Annotated in this window: 16 protein-coding genes and 1 pseudogene; 11 read left to right on the top strand and 6 right to left on the bottom strand. The window is 67.3% G+C overall.

Annotated elements, in window-relative coordinates:
• The first annotated feature begins 202 nt into the window (after positions 1 to 202).
• From infA to truA, 8 genes are all read left to right on the top strand, one after another.
• Complete coding sequence (gene infA / locus SCNU_RS09720) at positions 203 to 424, top strand: translation initiation factor IF-1 (RefSeq protein WP_005187701.1); 222 nt, start codon at positions 203 to 205, stop codon at positions 422 to 424.
• A 107-nt stretch (positions 425 to 531) separates the two neighbouring features.
• Entirely contained in the window at positions 532 to 645 is a 114-nt protein-coding gene (gene rpmJ / locus SCNU_RS09725; RefSeq protein WP_009679193.1) for a 50S ribosomal protein L36, read from the top strand.
• 173 nt (positions 646 to 818) lie between these two features.
• Entirely contained in the window at positions 819 to 1187 is a 369-nt protein-coding gene (rpsM, locus tag SCNU_RS09730; RefSeq protein WP_009679194.1) for a 30S ribosomal protein S13, read from the top strand.
• Positions 1187 to 1594, top strand: coding sequence for a 30S ribosomal protein S11 (rpsK, locus tag SCNU_RS09735; RefSeq protein WP_006895581.1), 408 nt, complete (start codon positions 1187 to 1189; stop codon positions 1592 to 1594). Before rpsM ends, rpsK begins: the two co-directional genes overlap by 1 nt.
• Before the next feature lie 24 nt (positions 1595 to 1618).
• Positions 1619 to 2224 carry a 30S ribosomal protein S4 gene (gene rpsD, locus SCNU_RS09740; RefSeq protein ID WP_009679195.1) on the top strand — a complete coding sequence of 202 codons (606 nt, stop codon included), beginning with the start codon at positions 1619 to 1621 and terminating at the stop codon, positions 2222 to 2224.
• A 98-nt stretch (positions 2225 to 2322) separates the two neighbouring features.
• Positions 2323 to 3375: a DNA-directed RNA polymerase subunit alpha gene (locus tag SCNU_RS09745; protein WP_009679196.1), complete on the top strand. Its 1053-nt coding sequence runs from the start codon at positions 2323 to 2325 to the stop codon at positions 3373 to 3375.
• Between the two features lie 80 nt (positions 3376 to 3455).
• Entirely contained in the window at positions 3456 to 3962 is a 507-nt protein-coding gene (rplQ, locus tag SCNU_RS09750) for a 50S ribosomal protein L17 (protein WP_009679197.1), read from the top strand.
• A gap of 50 nt (positions 3963 to 4012) precedes the next feature.
• Positions 4013 to 4903 carry a tRNA pseudouridine(38-40) synthase TruA gene (gene truA, locus SCNU_RS09755; protein WP_009679198.1) on the top strand — a complete coding sequence of 297 codons (891 nt, stop codon included), beginning with the start codon at positions 4013 to 4015 and terminating at the stop codon, positions 4901 to 4903.
• Positions 4904 to 5738: 835 nt separating this feature from the next.
• On the opposite strand, the gene SCNU_RS09760 is transcribed toward truA, so the two are convergent.
• Genes SCNU_RS09760 through SCNU_RS09770 form a run of 3 tightly spaced genes read right to left on the bottom strand, consistent with a single transcriptional unit; the run spans position 5739 to position 8590 of the window.
• A complete protein-coding gene (locus SCNU_RS09760; RefSeq protein WP_009679199.1) occupies positions 5739 to 6296 on the bottom strand; it encodes a hypothetical protein in 558 nt (185 codons plus the stop codon).
• 17 nt (positions 6297 to 6313) lie between these two features.
• Complete coding sequence (locus SCNU_RS09765; RefSeq protein WP_009679200.1) at positions 6314 to 6871, bottom strand: nuclear transport factor 2-like protein; 558 nt, start codon at positions 6869 to 6871, stop codon at positions 6314 to 6316.
• Between the two features lie 54 nt (positions 6872 to 6925).
• Positions 6926 to 8590 carry an AMP-binding protein gene (locus tag SCNU_RS09770; RefSeq protein ID WP_040518145.1) on the bottom strand — a complete coding sequence of 555 codons (1665 nt, stop codon included), beginning with the start codon at positions 8588 to 8590 and terminating at the stop codon, positions 6926 to 6928.
• 151 nt (positions 8591 to 8741) lie between these two features.
• Between SCNU_RS09770 and SCNU_RS09775 the strand changes: the two genes are divergently transcribed.
• Both SCNU_RS09775 and SCNU_RS09780 read left to right on the top strand, forming a co-directional pair.
• Positions 8742 to 9356: a TetR/AcrR family transcriptional regulator gene (locus tag SCNU_RS09775; protein ID WP_009679202.1), complete on the top strand. Its 615-nt coding sequence runs from the start codon at positions 8742 to 8744 to the stop codon at positions 9354 to 9356.
• Positions 9353 to 9778, top strand: a complete 426-nt coding sequence (locus SCNU_RS09780; protein WP_040518147.1) for a nuclear transport factor 2 family protein — start codon at positions 9353 to 9355, stop codon at positions 9776 to 9778. Before SCNU_RS09775 ends, SCNU_RS09780 begins: the two co-directional genes overlap by 4 nt.
• Here the strand turns inward: SCNU_RS09780 and SCNU_RS09785 are convergent.
• Positions 9760 to 10176 (bottom strand): annotated as a pseudogene (locus tag SCNU_RS09785) (MinD/ParA family ATP-binding protein); the annotation flags it as partial. The gene SCNU_RS09780 and the pseudogene SCNU_RS09785 overlap by 19 nt on opposite strands.
• Positions 10177 to 10211: 35 nt before the next feature.
• Between SCNU_RS09785 and SCNU_RS09790 the strand changes: the two are divergent.
• Positions 10212 to 11585, top strand: coding sequence for a recombinase family protein (locus SCNU_RS09790; RefSeq protein WP_009679205.1), 1374 nt, complete (start codon positions 10212 to 10214; stop codon positions 11583 to 11585).
• A 63-nt stretch (positions 11586 to 11648) separates the two neighbouring features.
• Here SCNU_RS09790 and SCNU_RS09795 read toward each other — a convergent pair whose 3' ends face one another.
• Both SCNU_RS09795 and SCNU_RS09800 read right to left on the bottom strand, forming a co-directional pair.
• A complete protein-coding gene (locus tag SCNU_RS09795; RefSeq protein ID WP_009679206.1) occupies positions 11649 to 12224 on the bottom strand; it encodes a hypothetical protein in 576 nt (191 codons plus the stop codon).
• An 81-nt stretch (positions 12225 to 12305) separates the two neighbouring features.
• Complete coding sequence (locus SCNU_RS09800) at positions 12306 to 13505, bottom strand: phage major capsid protein (RefSeq protein ID WP_009679207.1); 1200 nt, start codon at positions 13503 to 13505, stop codon at positions 12306 to 12308.
• Between the last annotated feature and the right edge of the window lie 25 nt (positions 13506 to 13530).

The following is a 13530-nucleotide window of genomic DNA, read 5'->3' on the forward strand; positions in this document are numbered from 1 at the left end:
ACGCCCAGTCTGTCACGTTGTTTGGACTGGAGTCGTATCTGGCGTAGACTCGAACGTCGGTGCGTCGTGCGGTCACGCATGCCCGCGCCCGGTGCCTCACGGTGCCGGACTCGGGTGGCCGTTCGATATCGCCACCGTAGCGGATAGACGAAGCTGAAGTCGGCAGACACGGGCAACCGGTCGCCGGAGAATCGCGGAGGATATGGCGAAGAAAGATGGGGCCATTGAGGTCGAGGGTCGCGTAGTCGAGCCCCTGCCCAATGCGATGTTCCGCATTGAGCTGGAGAACGGACACAAGGTCCTCGCCCACATCAGTGGCAAGATGCGGCAGCACTACATCCGCATCCTGCCTGAGGATCGCGTGGTCGTGGAGCTGTCGCCCTACGACCTCGGTCGCGGACGCATCGTCTACCGGTACAAGTAACCCTCGTACGGGCGGTACCGGGACGATGCGTCGTTTCGTGCTGTCCGGACACCGTGCTGTCGAGGCATACGGCAGTACGCAACAGGAGAATCAAGGGAGAAGCTGACGTGAAGGTCAAGCCGAGCGTCAAGCCGATCTGCGAGAAGTGCAAGGTGATCCGCCGCAATGGTCGGGTCATGGTGATCTGCGACAACCTGCGTCACAAGCAGCGTCAGGGCTGATCGACTTCTTCAAGGTCGCTTGAAGACACACAACTGAAGATCGTCATCTGAAGAACTTCCAGAACCAGCATCCGCAGACGCGCGGGTGCCGACCCCCGGTTCAGAGGCCGGAGCCTGGCGCAGAGTCCAGGGCGGACTGGGAGCAGACCTCTGAGAATGTAAGGAACAGCCACATGGCACGTGTTGCAGGTGTGGATCTCCCCCGCGAAAAGCGGCTGGAGATCGCGCTCACCTACATCTACGGGGTGGGTCGTACCACCTCGAAGGAAATCCTCGCCGCTACCGGTCTCTCGGCCGATCTGCGCGCCAAGGATCTGACCGACGCGGACGTCTCCAAGCTCCGCGAGTACATCGAGGCTTCGGTCAAGGTCGAGGGTGACCTGCGCCGCGAGGTGCAGGCCGACATCCGTCGCAAGATCGAGATCGGCTGCTACCAGGGTCTGCGTCATCGCCGCGGCCTGCCGGTCCACGGTCAGCGCACCAAGACCAATGCCCGCACTCGCAAGGGCCCGAAGAAGACCATCGCCGGGAAGAAGAAGTAATGCCACCCAAGTCACGTAGCGCTGGCCCGAAGAAGGGCACCCGTCGTCGCGACAAGAAGAACGTCCCGCTGGGTCACGCCCACATCAAGTCGACGTTCAACAACACCATCGTCTCGATCACCGATCCCGAGGGCAACGTGATCAGCTGGGCCAGCTCCGGCCACGTCGGCTTCAAGGGTTCGCGTAAGAGCACCCCGTTCGCCGCTCAGCTCGCTGCCGAGAACGCTGCCCGCAAGGCGCAGGAGAACGGCGTCAAGAAGGTCGATGTGTTCGTCAAGGGACCGGGTTCGGGTCGTGAGACCGCCATCCGGTCGCTGCAGGCAGCCGGCCTCGAGGTCGGCACCATTTCCGACGTGACCCCGCAGCCGCACAACGGCTGCCGTCCGCCCAAGCGGCGCCGGGTCTAGCGGGAAAGGGAGGAAGAAAGAACTATGGCTCGCTATACCGGCCCCGCAACTAAGAAGTCCCGTCGACTCCGCGTCGACCTGATCGGTGGAGATCAGGCGTACGAGCGTCGTCCGTACCCGCCCGGCCAGCACGGTCGCGCGCGGATCAAGGAGACCGAGTACCTGCTCCAGCTGCAGGAGAAGCAGAAGGCTCGCTTCACCTACGGCGTCATGGAGAAGCAGTTCCGCCGCTACTACGAGGAAGCCAACCGTCGCTCGGGCAAGACCGGTGACGTGCTGCTGCAGATCCTCGAGTCGCGTCTGGACAACGTCGTGTACCGCGCCGGCCTGGCCCGGACGCGTCGTCAGGCTCGCCAGATGGTCAGCCACGGCCACCTCACCGTGAACGGTGTTCGCGTGGACGTGCCCAGCTACCGGGTCAGCCAGTACGACATCATCGATGTCCGTCCGAAGTCGCTGCAGACCACGCCGTTCCAGATCGCCAAGGAGACCCTCGGCGATCGTCCGACCCCGGCTTGGCTGCAGGTGGTTCCGTCGACTCTGCGCATCCTGGTGCACTCGCTGCCCGAGCGCGCACAGATCGAGGTTCCGCTCACCGAGCAGCTCATCGTCGAGTACTACTCCAAGTAGTCTCGCCCGAGCTTTCGCGAAACCTACTGAGCAGCATCAGCTGCTCGGTCCACCTCGACGCCGTCAAATAGTGGGCGGCCGAAGGAGAATCCCACCACATGCTCATCTCACAGCGACCCACCCTGTCCGAAGAGGTCATCGCCGAGAACCGCTCGAAGTTCACCATCGAACCGCTCGAGCCGGGCTTCGGCTACACCCTGGGCAATTCGCTGCGGCGCACGCTGCTGTCGTCCATCCCGGGCGCAGCGGTCACCAGCATTCGCATCGACGGTGTCCTGCACGAGTTCACCACCGTTCCCGGTGTGAAGGAGGATGTCACCAACATCATCCTGAACCTCAAGGGTCTGGTCGTGAGCTCCGAAGAGGACGAGCCGGTCACCATGTACGTCCGTAAGCAGGGCCCGGGCGCCGTCACCGGTGCGGACATCGTTCCGCCCGCCGGTGTCACGGTCCACAACCCGGACCTGCACATCGCGACCCTCAACGACAAGGGCAAGCTCGAGATCGAGCTCGTCGTCGAGCGGGGCCGCGGTTACGTTCCGGCCGTGCAGAACAAGGCCACCGGCGCCGAGATCGGCCGCATCCCGGTCGACTCGATCTACTCGCCGGTCCTGAAGGTGACCTACAAGGTCGAGGCCACCCGTGTCGAGCAGCGCACCGACTTCGATCGTCTGGTGCTCGACGTGGAGACGAAGAACTCCATGACCGCGCGTGACGCCCTGGCGTCGGCGGGCAAGACCCTGGTCGAGCTCTTCGGCCTGGCTCGGGAGCTCAACGTCGAGGCCGAGGGCATCGAGATCGGCCCCTCGCCGCAGGAAGCGGATCACATCGCCGCGTTCAGCCTGCCGATCGAGGATCTCGAGCTGACCGTTCGGTCGTACAACTGCCTCAAGCGCGAGGGTGTTCACACCGTCGGCGAGCTGGTTGCCCGCACCGAGTCGGACCTGCTCGACATCCGCAACTTCGGTCAGAAGTCGATCGACGAGGTCAAGGTCAAGCTGCACAGCCTGGGTCTGGCCCTCAAGGACAGCCCGGCGAGCTTCGACCCGTCGCAGGTCGCCGGTTACGATCCGGCCACCGGCACCTGGTCCGATGACGCGTCGTTCGACACCGACGGTGGCGAGGATTACGCCGAGACCGAGCAGCTGTAGGGCTCGCAACGAACCACCTGGTTTTTCCAGACCAACGGACTTCCGGTCGCGAGATCGTGAGTCGCTCCTAGGAGAAAGAAATGCCCAAGCCCACTAAGGGTGCCCGCCTCGGCGGGTCGGCCAGCCACCAGAAGGCGATCCTGGCGAACCTCGCCACGGCTCTCTTCGAGCACGGCCGAATCACCACCACCGAAGCCAAGGCCAAGCGGCTCCGCCCGTACGCCGAGAAGCTGATCACCCACGCGAAGGCCGGCCAGTTGGCCAACCGTCGCGAGGTGATGAAGGACATCCGCGACAAGGATGTCGTTCACACCCTGTTCGCCGAGATCGGTCCGCACTTCGCGGAGCGGAGTGGCGGCTACACCCGCATCATCAAGACCATGCCGCGCAAGGGCGACAACGCCCCCATGGCCGTGATCGAGCTGGTGCAGGAGAAGACCGCGTCCTCGGAGGCCAGCCGCGCCACCCGTGCCGCCGCTTCGAAGGCCAAGGCCGCTGAAGAGGCTGCTCCGGCAGAGGCTGCCGACGAGGCTCCGGCCGCTGAAGCTCCGGCCGCTGAGGCCGCTGCCGAAGAGGCACAGGACTAGTCACTGCTCCTCTCCGGCGACCTCGGTCGCCGGAGGAGTGGTCACCATCCATGACGACACAGCCCGCCCCCATCATCGATGAGGGCGGGCTGTGTCGTCTCCGGCTGCTGATCGGATACGACGGCACCGACTTCTCCGGCTGGGCCACGCAGCCCGGCCGCCGCACCGTGTGCGAGACGATCGAGCAGGCGCTCGGCACGGTGCTCCGCGCTCCGATCCGCCTCACTGTCGCGGGCCGGACCGACGCGGGTGTGCACGCGGCCGGCCAGGTGGCGCACTGCGACGTTCCCGCGGCGTCGCTGCGGACCCGGTCGATCGACGGCGATCCGGCGCGACTGGTGCGCCGACTGGCGAAGATGCTCCCCGACGACGTCCGGGTCAAACGGATCGAGGCGGTGTCCGAGGACTTCGACGCCCGCTTCTCCGCTCTCGCCCGCACCTACGAGTACCGGCTCACCGACGCCCCGTGGGGCGCCGAGCCGACCCTCGCCCGCATCACCGCGGACTGGACGCGTCCGCTGGACGTCGAGGCCATGAACACGGCCTCCGCCGGTCTGGTCGGACTCAACGACTTCGCGGCCTTCTGCCGCTACCGCGAGGGATCGACGACGATCCGCGAACTGCAGCGCTTCGACTGGCGGCGTGAGGGGCCGGTCGTGGTCGGTACGGTGATCGCCGACGCCTTCTGCTGGTCGATGGTCCGATCGCTGGTCGGTGCCGTCGCCTCGGTGGGCGACGGCAGGCGCTCCCTCGGCTGGTGCACCGACCTGCTCGATCAGCGAGCCCGATCGGCGCAGGTCCCCGTCGCCCAGGCGCGAGGGCTGAGCCTGATCGGCGTCGACTATCCGCCGCCCGAGGAGTGGGCGGCGCGGAATGAGCGCACGCGCGACGTTCGTGACGCAGCAGATCTGGACTGTCGGTCCGCAGGCGAAGTCGAGTAGCGAGCCTCAGGGGGCTGCGCCCGACACGATGGTGGCGAAGGTCCTCCGCGGTTTCCCAGCTGCCCAGCTTTCCGCCCGCCCCGGCTCCCCCAGGTTGATCGAGTAGCCCCGGTGCGCAAGCGCCGCGGCGTATAGAGATCCCGCACGCGGCCTCGATACGCTCGTCACTTCGTTCCTCGCTACTCGACAACCTTCTCGTGACGCCCCGTCGCCAAAAGCTGTGAGTCGCTCCCCAGGGTGGTCGAGCAGCCCGTGAACGTAGTGAGCGAGCGTGTCGAGACCTGTGTCGTCGGCGGGCGTGTCTGTATGGAAGGTCCAGTATTTCCGCTGGTCAGGTAAGGACGAAGTGCGTGACGAGATCAAGGCTGTCGTTTGGTGTCTCCTGGTGGCACCAAACGACAGCTGTAGTCCGTCAGCGTGGGGATCTGTAAGGAATGTCCTGGATTTCCGCTGGTCACCGCTCCCGTCACGCAAAAGCTGTGAGCCGCACCCAGGTTGGTCGAGCAGCGCGCGAACGGAGTGAGCCAGCGTGTCGAGACCTGCGTGCGGGATCTCGATACGCCGCGGCGCCTGCGCGCCGGGGCTACTCGATCAACCGGGGGGGAGGCTGGGGCGGACCTTCGCACCAGCGTGTCGGGCGCAGCCCCTTGAGGCTCGATACTCTCGTCACTTCGTTCCTCGCTACTCGACAACCCTGGGATGTGACCAGCGGAAATGCAGGATCTTCCTTACAGGAGACAGACGAGGCCCGCCCGTGCATGGGAACGCCCCGACTCCGACGTTTGAGTGGGGAGGGTGGGGGCCGTCGGAGCCGGGGCGTGGTCGGTGAGAAGCGTCAGGCGGGCATGCCGATCGCTTCACGGTAGGCGAGCGGGAGTTCGTCGTCGGCCAGTTCGCGGACCTCGACCGGGCCGCCGGTGTAGGAGTCCTCGCCGATGATGTACAGATTCTCGTCGAACGGCCAGAAGATGACGTTCCGCATCTTGAACAGGTAGTTCTTGCCCGCTTCGGCGAACGACGCGGCCATCGGGTTCTCCGCGAGGAAGGCGCCCGGTGTGATCATCGTGAGCTCGCCTTCGATGACGATGCAGTCGTCGTCGACGACCATGCGCTTGCAGTCGAACTCGAGCACGTGCGCATTGCTCTCGACCAGATGCGCGTAGTAGTCCCGAACGCCGCCGAGCTCCTTGGGGCCCGCGTCGCCGGACATCCGCCAGAAGTGGTAGTCCGTGGCGGGTCCGAGGGTCCCCATCAGACCTTCGAGGTCGCCCTGGTGCTCGTAGTGGGCGTGCTCGAGCATGCGCTCGAGCATGGTGCGGTGGCGTTCGTTCGTGGTCCTCGCGAGGCGGGCCTTGATGACCTCGCAGAGAGCTTCCTGATCGATCTCGATCATCGGGTGATCACCGGACCTCAGGCCGGGAGTCCGATGACGGCCCGGTATTGGTGCGGCAGTTCGTCGTCGGCGAGCTCGCGCATCTCCATCGGCCCGCCGGTGTACGAGTCCTCGCCGATGATGTAGAGGTTCTCGTCGAACGGCCAGAAGATGACGTTTCGCATCTTGACCAGGTAGTTCTTCGACGCGTCAGCGAAGGATGCGGCCATCGGGTTCTCCGCCAGGTAGGCGCCGGGCGAGATCATCGTGAGCCAGCCCTCGATGACGATGCAGTCGTCGTCGACGACCATGCGGTCGCAGTCGAACTCGAGGATGTGCGCCTTCATCTCGACCAGATGCGAGTAGTAGTCGCGCACCCCGTCGAGGCCCTTCGGCCCGACGTCGCCCGACAACTCCCAGAAGTGGTAGTTCGTGTCGGGTCCGAGGGTGCCCATCAGACCTTCGAGGTCGCCCTGATGCTCGTAGTGGGCGTGCTCGAGCATGCGCTCGAGCATGGTGCGGTGGCGTTCGTTCGTGGTCTTCGCCAGACGAGCCTTGATGACCTCGCACAGGGCTTCCTGATTGATCTCGACCATGGTGGTGCTCCTTCGTTCGGTGGGGCTGTTCGGGAGGGAACTGCGTCGTGGGTGTCAGTTGCTGGGGATCAGATGGGCGCGGTCGTAGGCGCGGAACTCATCGGTGAGGCGCAGGGCTGCGGCATCGTCGAGCGGCCGGTAGCCGTCGCCGTTGACGCGCTCGAACACCGGATCGGTGGTCCGCCATCCGGAGCGACGGAGCGGCGCCTTGTCCAGCTTGCGGGTGGCGGTGAGGGGGAAGGCCTCGGTGATGCGGACGAAATGGGGGGTCCACTTGGTGCCCATGTCCGGCTGCTGCTGCAGGAAGTCGAGGAAGCCGTCGGGATCGAACTCGCCGGCGTACTCGAGGGCGACCATCACCCGGTCGCCGGTCTGCGGATCGGGGACGGCGTAGGCAGCGGCACCGGTCACCCCGGGGTAGCGGGCGATGATGCGCTCGAGCGGCGCGGTGGAGAAGTTCTCCGAATCGACCCGGATCCAGTCGTTGGTGCGACCGGCGAACCAGTAGACGCCGTCGGCGTCGCGGTAGGCCAGATCGCCCGACCAGTAGTCGCCGTCGCGGATCTTGGCGGCGTCCGCCTCGGGATTGTTGTAGTAGCCCTCGAATCGAGCGGCTCCGCCACGGGCGACGATCTCGCCGATCGCCTCGGCACCGTTGAGCAGCGAGCCGTCGGGGGCGAACTCGGCGGGCGGGCACTCCTCACCGGCCGGGTTGAGGACCGTCATACCGAGCATCGGATTCGGCTTGCCGAGCGCTCCCGGCGGAGTGGTGGCGTCGCGAACGATGACGCAGACGCCCTCCGACGAGCCGTACGACTCGGTGATCGGTGCCTTGAACCGGCGGGTGAATTCGTCGCGGTCACGCGCGGAGGCCTCGGTGCCCCAACCGAATCGCAGGTTGTTGTCGGCCTCGGCCGGCGTCTCCGGCTGCGCGAGGATGTAGGCGAGGGATCGGCCGACGTAGTTGAAGAAGGTGGCCTTGAACCGCTGGATGTCCGGGAGGAATCCGGATGCCGAGAACTTGGACCGCAGGGCGTACGTGCCGCCCACCGAGGCTATCGGTGCCCACGCGCTCATGATGGCATTGCCGTGGAAGAGGGGCATCGCGTTGTACGCGACGTCGTCCGCGGTGATGCCGTGGACATTGAGGACGCCGATCGCGGCGAGCCGAGCGGAGCTGCACTTGACGGCTTTCGGTGCGCCCGTCGAGCCGGAGGTGAACAGCAGCAGGAGATTGTGGTTCTGGCCGGAGCGATCGGTCCAGTCGTCGGCGGTGGAGCCGGCTCCGCTCTGGAGCAGCGCGCGGTACTCGTCGCCGGAGGCTTCGATCGTCCGGACGTGGTCGGGGAAGTCGCGTGCCAGGTCCAGCTGGGAGTCGCCGACGATGATCGCCTGGCAGTCGGTACGCGTGATGTCGGACTGCAGTTCGGCGCCGCGGCGGGTCGGGTTGATGCCGACGATCGTCGCGCCGGCGAGTGCGGCGCCGCAGATCAGGAACAGGTACTCGGGGTCGTTGTCCATCAGCACGCCGACGTGCCAGGGGCCGTCGGGCTGCTGCTTGCGAAGCTCGGTGAGCGCCGCCGCCCGGACTGCGGACTCGGTGACGAACTCACGCCAGCTCCAGGACTTGTCCTCGAACAACAGGCCGGGTGCGTCGTCGTTGCGCCGATCCTGCAGGAGATCGGCCGTGGTCACGGGTGCAGCTGGGGCTTCAGGCATCGCTCGTTCCTCCGGAATTACGTTCTGTGTTGACACGAAATGTGAATTGGAATGTGATGTACGTCAAGCTATCGACGAAATTGATCGTGGCGCACAATCGTCACGGAGGCGGCCGGATGTCCCGGCTGTCGGGACGAAGAGAGGTTGTCGCGTGACGGAGACGGTGAACGTGGGGCGGCCGCGCGACGACCGCATCGACCGCGCGGTGCTGGAGTCGACGCGCGATCTGCTGGGTGAGCTGAGCTACGCGGATCTGACGATGACCGCCGTCGCGGCCCGTGCCGGAACCTCGGTGCCTGCGATCCGCCGCCGGTGGCCGAGCAAAGCGCATCTGGTACACCACGCGGTGTTTCCGGACGACGTCGCTGTGCCGCCGCGGCGGCATGACACGAGCCTGCGAGACGAAGCGGCGGCGGTCATCGACAGCTGTGCGATGCTGATGTCGAGCCCGGCGATGGTCCGCGCGATCACCGGCCTGCTGAGCGATCTGGCCGCCGACGAGGACTTGCAGCGCGAGCTCACGGCCCGGCTGCGACAGGCCGTGTGGACCGATCTCGGCGAGCGTTTCGCCGAGGCCGCGGAACGAGACGGAGTGCATCTGTCGGTCGATGTGGATCTCGTGGTCGAGACGACGTTCGGGACCGCGCTGATGGCGGCGCTCCTGCGCGGCGCGGACGGACTCGACGGCCGGTGGCGCGCGGCGATGACCGAACTGCTGCTCGCCGGGGTGGGCGCCGACCGACGGCCGACGGAGGCCGCTCGATGATGCCGTTGCAGGAGATGTCCGATCGCCTTGAGATCCAGGATCTGCTGGCTCGCTACAGTCACGCGATCGACGACAAGGAGTGGGATGCGCTCGACGAGGTCTTCACGCCGGACGCCTACGTCGACTATCGCGCGGCCGGCGGAGTGGACGGTCCGTACCCGGAGGTCAAGGCCTGGCTGGCCTCGGTCCTGCCCGCATTCCCGGTGACGCAGCACCTGGTCGCCACCACCAAGCTCGATCTCCGTGGCGACCGGGCACGGGCGCGGACCATCCTCTTCAATCCGATGGTCACGCGCGACGAGGCGGGCGCCGACCAGGTGCTCTACGTCGGCCTCTGGTACCGCGACGAGTTGGTCCGCACCGACGCCGGCTGGCGGATCTGCAGCCGCGTCGAGGAGAAGGGCTACATGAAGTCGATCTGATCCGGCGGCCCCGCGCGCCCGTCTCGGCAGCGTGCGCCGCCGAAGTCGTCGGCGATGGTCGCGGCCAGTTCGACGAATGCGCGGCGGGTCGACTTGTTCAGCAGTTCCAGATCGATGTCTGCGCCCTCGGCGAGGTGGTCGTCGAAGTCGATGGCGTGCACCGCGCGGCAACGCGTGAGGAAGTGCTGGGACAGCTGCTCGACATCGATCGTCGACGCGCCGGGCCGGGCCGAGCTGAGGACGACGACGCTGCGTTGGATCAGGTGGCCGTAGCCGTGCCCCGCCAGCCAGTCGAGAGTCGAGCCGCAACTGCGGGCGCCGTCGAGTGCGGGGGAGCTGACCAGCACGAGCGCGTCCGCGGTGTCGAGGACGCCGCGCATCGCGGAGTGGCTCATACCCATGACTCACGCTAAAGCGCTATATACTCGCGGCCATGACCAGCACGAACGCGCGGCGCGCGGCAATCTACACCCGGATCTCACTAGACGCGTCGGGGGACGGGCTCGGCGTGACACGCCAGGAGGAGGACGCGCGGGCCATCGTGTCGTCACGCGGCTGGGAGGTCGCCGGGGTCTGGTCGGACAACTCCATCTCGGCGTCGGACGCGCGCAAGGTTCGGCCGGGATATGACGCGCTGGTCAAGGCCTACGACGCCGGAGCGTTCGACGCGCTGGTCTGCTACGACCTGGACCGGCTCACGCGCCAGCCGCGGCAACTGGAGGACTGGATCGACGCGGCCGAGGCCTCCGGCCTGGCGCTGGTGACCACGAACGGTGAGGCCGATCTGACTACCGACGCCGGTCGGCTGTTCGCCAGGATCAAGGCCGCGGTGGCGCGCGCCGAGGTGGAGCGTAAGTCCGCCCGCCAGAAACGCGCCGAGATCCAGCGCGCGCGGTCCGGTAAGGCCCCGGTCAAGGGTCACCGTCTCACCGGGTATGAGCTCGGTGGACGGGTCATCGAATCCGAGGCCGCGATTGTCCGGCGGATCTTCGCGGAGTTCCTGGCCGGGGGAGCGGTCCACGGTATCGCCACGCGGCTGGAGACCGAGGGTGTGCCGACGCGGAGCGGGCGGCGGTGGAATCCGGCCACGGTCACCACCATCCTCAAGAACCCGCGCTACGTCGGCCGCGTGGTCTATGACGGCCAGGTCCTAGAGGGTGTCGTGGGCCAGTGGGAGCCCATCATCGACTCCGCGGACTTTGACCTGGTGCAAGCCAAGTTCAATGACCCGGCGCGTAAGGCTCTGAAAGTGTCCACGGCCCGGAAACACCTGGGCTCGGGCCTGTACAGGTGCGCGGAGTGCGGCGGCCCCATGAAGCTCAAGGGTGGACGGTCCTATCAGTGCCTCGGGCACGTCTCCAGGCTCCAGGCCGTGGTGGACGACTATGTCCTGGAGGTCATAGCCGAGCGGCTCCGCCAGGCCGACGCCTCGGAGCTCCTGGCACCAGAGGAGGCCGACCTGGAGCCTCTGGTGGCCGAGGCCGAGCGGCTCCGGTCGCGTATCGCGGTGGTCGATGAGGAGTACATGGCCGACCTCATCGACGCGCGGCTACGCCGGGACAAGGTGGCCAGGCTCCAGGCCGAGCTCACCGAGCTGGACGGCAAGCTGGCCAGCCACCGGACGGGCTCGGCACTTGGCGGCGTCCTTGCCAGCCCGGACCCGGCCGCGGCGTTCTTGTCGTCGGGTCTCATGGCCCAGCGCGCCATCATCGACTCCCTAGCCGAGGTCCGGCTACACCGAGGTGTCAAGGGCCGCAACGTGTTTGACCCCGAGAGCGTGAGTGTCATCTGGCGCGGAACCGACTAGACCACCGACGCCGACAACGATGGCCCCAGATCTCGATGAGGTCCGGGGCCATCGTCGTCGTCCCTACAGGAGCGGGTAGGTCTCCCCACGCGCGCACGACGGGCACGGGACACCGGGCCGGATCTCGTGCCGGAGTCGCATGGGAGCGGTCCGTCCGAGCGGGTGGGCCATCTTGCCCACGGGGACGTGTCCGGTGGCTCCCACGACGGTCTGGGACCCCGAGGCCGCGTCCCGGCGTGCGGACCCCGACACCAACCCCGGCTCATGGCCGTCCGAGGAGATCAGACGGGCGGCGGGCCTCCCGGTCCGGCGTCGTCGCTCGGCGGCCTGTTCGCGGGTCGGCCCGCTCCGGGCCTGGAGCTCGTCCAGCGCGGCCTTGGACGCCGACGCGCGGGCCTCGGCGGCCTGGCCCCGTGTGGGACCTCGGCGTCCCTGGATCTCGGCCAGCTTGCGCGCCGAGGCCTGGGCGCGCTTGTCGTCCCCGATCCGGCCACCGTCGCGGAGCCCGAACGGCTCGTCCACCAGCTTGATGTCCGGGAGCGGTCCGGGGAGGTTGATCCCGAGGCGGATACGTCCGCCGGAGATCCCACCGGAGAACATGCCGCCGATGGAGAGCCCATCGTCACCCCATAGGCCCATGGCGGGCCTCCTCTCAAGTCAGACACCAGCGGCCCCGGAGGATCTCCCCGAGGCCGCTGGTGGTCATTGTGCGGTGGTCGGTCAGGCGGCCGAGGTGTCGATCTTGACGATGGCCTCGGGGCGGCTCACGCCGACCTCGAACCGACCCTCAAGGCGGCACCGGACCGCGTTCTTGGTGAAGTCGTCGCCGGTGCGGTCCCACTCGGTGCGGACGGTCGCGCCGGTGTCGGCGTAGATTTTGACCGAGTCGTCCGAGAGGAGGAACGCCTCCCCGGCGTCGAGCTGGGTCGAGACGACGACGCGGACGCCCCAGAGCCGCGACTCGGCCGGGTCGAACGGGCCCGACTTGTTCACGAACTCACCCGAGCCCGAGGTGGTGGCCAGGTCGATGGTCTCCAGGTCGGACGGGCTCACGACGAACACCTGGGGGTTGTAGCCGAGGTTCACCACAGCGGTGACGGCCTTACGCGTGGTGCGGAACAGGTCCGTATCGAACGTGACGGCCTGGACGCCCGACTCCTGGGCGATCCCGTGCAGGTGGGACGCGGTGCCGTCGCCGTAGAACAGTTCACGCTCCAGCGCGGCCATGAGGCCGAACTGGAGCTCGGTGTCCACGAAGTCCCGGAGCGCGGGCACGTCGATGATGTCGTACTCCTGGAGCGGCTCGGAGAGGTGAGCCAACACCTTGCGGGTACGGTCCACCGGGGTCACGCCGTACGTGCTGGTCGGCTTGGTGGCACCGGCGGCGACCACCGCGGCGTTGTTGGTGCGGCTGGTCTGGCGCATGTACCGCACGGCCGGGGCCGAGGCACCGATGACCGGGACGACATCCAGGACGGTGGTCGGCCGTCCCATCGGAGCCAGGCCGGGGTCCACGACGTGAACCTCGGTGCCACCGGCGGCGGTGAGGCTCTTACCCTCACGGGCGGCCGAGATCTTGGCGGCCATGCCCTCGGCGGCGGCCTTGATGGCGCGGCCGGTGAGGTACCCCTTGACCGAGCCACCGAGGCCCGCGCCGAGGGTGCCCTCGTCGTGGTTGATCCGGCGCGCGTCGCCGCTGTCACCGGCGGCCCGACGCTCGGCGCGGGACTTGAGCTCGGCGTCGATGGCGTGGGCGTGGTTGACGATCCGGCCCGCGCGTTCGATGTCCGCACCGCTCTTGCGCTCCTTGGCAACGAACGCGTTGCCCTCCTTGAGCAGCTCGGCGCGGCGCGCGCGGAGCTGGTCATCGGACTGGTCGAGGAAGTTGAGGCGGCCGTCCTGGCCGAGGAAGTTAGTCACTGGGACCTCCGGGAAGTTGGGAGAT

Origin of the sequence: Gordonia neofelifaecis NRRL B-59395, assembly GCF_000192435.1 — a bacterium.
Taxonomy (GTDB): Bacteria; Actinomycetota; Actinomycetes; order Mycobacteriales; family Mycobacteriaceae; genus Gordonia; species Gordonia neofelifaecis.